Below are 2,162 nucleotides of genomic sequence, written 5' to 3'. Positions count from 1 at the left end.
CCCTCCGGGGTGGGCGCCGCTCCTGCGCGGGTCACCTTCTGCGTCGAGGCGACTACGTCGCCGAGGGGGCGGGCCGCGCGCGGCGCACCGCGAAGAACCCGACCGTGAGGGCCGCCCCCAGCGCGGCCCCCGTGGTGTTGAGCACGACGTCCTGCACGGTCGAGTACCGCCCGGGGATCAGCAGCTGGGTCAGCTCGATCGCGAGCGACAGCACGAAGCCCGCGAGCACCACGAGACCGGCGCGCCGCCAGAGGCCCCGCGTGAGTCCGGCCGCGAGGTCGCCCCGGGCACCGGTCCCGGTCAGGACGAGCAGCCCCAGCACGCCGAACGGCAGGAACATCACGACGTTCGACGCGGCCTCGAGGAACACGACGGTCATGGGCAGCCCCACCGCGCGGAACGCGTCGACGACCGCGAGCGCCCAGCCCGGGGCCGCGGTGGACTCGGGCGAGGGCCAGCATGTCACGACCAGGACGGCGGCGAGGTAGACCGCGAAGGTCCAGCGGAGGGTGCGCACGGCTCACACCCTACGGAAGGATGGTCGGGTGACCGCGACCTGGCCCCTGCCCGACGACGCCCGCTGCCCGTGCCTGTCCGGCGAGACGTACGGGGCGTGCTGCGGACGCTTCCACGTCGGCCTCGCCGGGGGCGTCCCGGACGCGGTGACGGCCCCGACGGCCGAGGCCCTGATGCGTTCGCGCTACGCGGCGTTCGCGGTCGGCGACGCGGACTACCTGCTCGCGACCTGGCACCCCTCGACGCGCCCCGCGGACCTGGACCTCGACGACGACGTGACGTGGCGCCGTCTGGACGTCGTGGCGACGAGCGCGGGCGGACCGCTCGACCGGACGGGCGTCGTCGAGTTCGTGGCCCACTTCCGCTCCGCAGAGACCCGCGAGCGCGGGTCGCTGCACGAGGTCAGCTCGTTCGTGCGCGAGGGCGGGCGCTGGTACTACGTGGACGGGGAGCACCGGGGCTGACGCGCTCGCGAGGGGTCGCTCGGCCGCGGGCTTACCCTGGCCGGGTGCCCTCGACCCAGCGCTCGTTCGCGTCCGACAACTACGCCCCTGCCCACCCGGCGGTCCTCGCGGCCCTGACCGCGGCGAACGTGGGCCACGCCGGGTCCTACGGTGCAGACCCGTGGACCGAGCGTCTCCAGGAGTCGGTCAGGCGTCACTTCGGCGAGCAGGCCACGGCGTACCCGGTGTTCAACGGGACGGGCGCGAACGTCGTCGCGCTCACGTCGATGCTGCCGCGCTGGGGTGCGGTCGTCACGTCGGAGCACGCGCACGTCCACCAGGACGAGAACGGCGCCCCCGAGCGCGTCGGCGGGATCAAGCTCCTCACGGTCCCCGCACCGGACGGGAAGCTGACGCCGGGCGCGATCGACCGGTTCGTGGGCGACCTGGGCGACCAGCACCGCGCGCAGCCTCTCGTCGCCTCGATCACGCAGGCGACCGAGCTGGGCACGGTCTACTCGCCCGACGAGATCCGTGCGATCAGCGACCGCGCGCACGCCGCGGGCCTGCGTGTCCACCTTGACGGCGCCCGGCTCGCGAACGCGGCGGCCTCACTGGGGGTGTCGTTGCGGGAGACGACGACCGACGTGGGTGTCGATGTCGTGTCGTTCGGCGGCACCAAGAACGGCCTGTTGTTCGGCGAGGCCGTCGTGGTCCTGGACCCCGACGCGGTCCAGGGCGTCGACTACGTCCGCAAGATGACCATGCAGCTCGCGTCCAAGATGCGCTTCGTCTCGGCGCAGCTCACGGCACTGCTCGAGGACGACCTGTGGCGCACCAGCGCGGCGCACGCCAACGCGATGGCTGCACGCCTGCGGGCCGCGCTCTCGCCCGTGGCGAGCGAGGGAGAGGTGACCGACGGCGGCACGCACGCTGCGCCGTCGGGCCTCGCGTTCTCCCAGCCCACCCAGGCCAACGCCGTGTTCGCGGTCCTCCCGCGCGCCGCAGCCGAAGCGCTGCGCGCGGACTTCACGTTCTACGACTGGGCCACCGCGGCCCCTGACCCCGTCACGGGCGACGAGCGCGTCGAGGTCCGCTGGATGTGCTCGTGGGACACGACCGTCGAGGACGTCGACGCGTTCGCTGCCGCGGTCCGCACGGCCCTGGGAACACCCGAGCGGGCGTGACCCGGAGGTCACGCCC

At 73.9% G+C, this 2,162-nt stretch carries 3 protein-coding genes; 2 read left to right on the top strand and 1 reads right to left on the bottom strand.

The annotated features are described in order from the left end of the window. Positions 1-52: 52 nt before the first annotated feature. The gene (locus ACFWFR_RS19195; RefSeq protein WP_377624177.1) at positions 53-517 is read right to left on the bottom strand and encodes a VanZ family protein; all 465 of its coding nucleotides are present in this window, start codon (positions 515-517) and stop codon (positions 53-55) included. Positions 518-545: 28 nt separating this feature from the next. On the opposite strand from ACFWFR_RS19195, the gene ACFWFR_RS19190 reads away from it, so the two are divergent. Then, on the top strand, positions 546-980 hold the full coding sequence (locus ACFWFR_RS19190) for a YchJ family protein (protein ID WP_377624176.1): 435 nt from the start codon (positions 546-548) through the stop codon (positions 978-980). 44 nt (positions 981-1,024) lie between these two features. Next, the gene (locus ACFWFR_RS19185; RefSeq protein ID WP_377624175.1) at positions 1,025-2,146 is read left to right on the top strand and encodes a threonine aldolase family protein; all 1,122 of its coding nucleotides are present in this window, start codon (positions 1,025-1,027) and stop codon (positions 2,144-2,146) included. Positions 2,147-2,162 lie beyond the last annotated feature (16 nt).

The organism is Oerskovia sp. NPDC060287, assembly GCF_042726775.1.
GTDB lineage: Bacteria > Actinomycetota > Actinomycetes > Actinomycetales > Cellulomonadaceae > Oerskovia > Oerskovia merdavium.
This window is presented reverse-complemented; position numbering and strand designations above follow the sequence as displayed.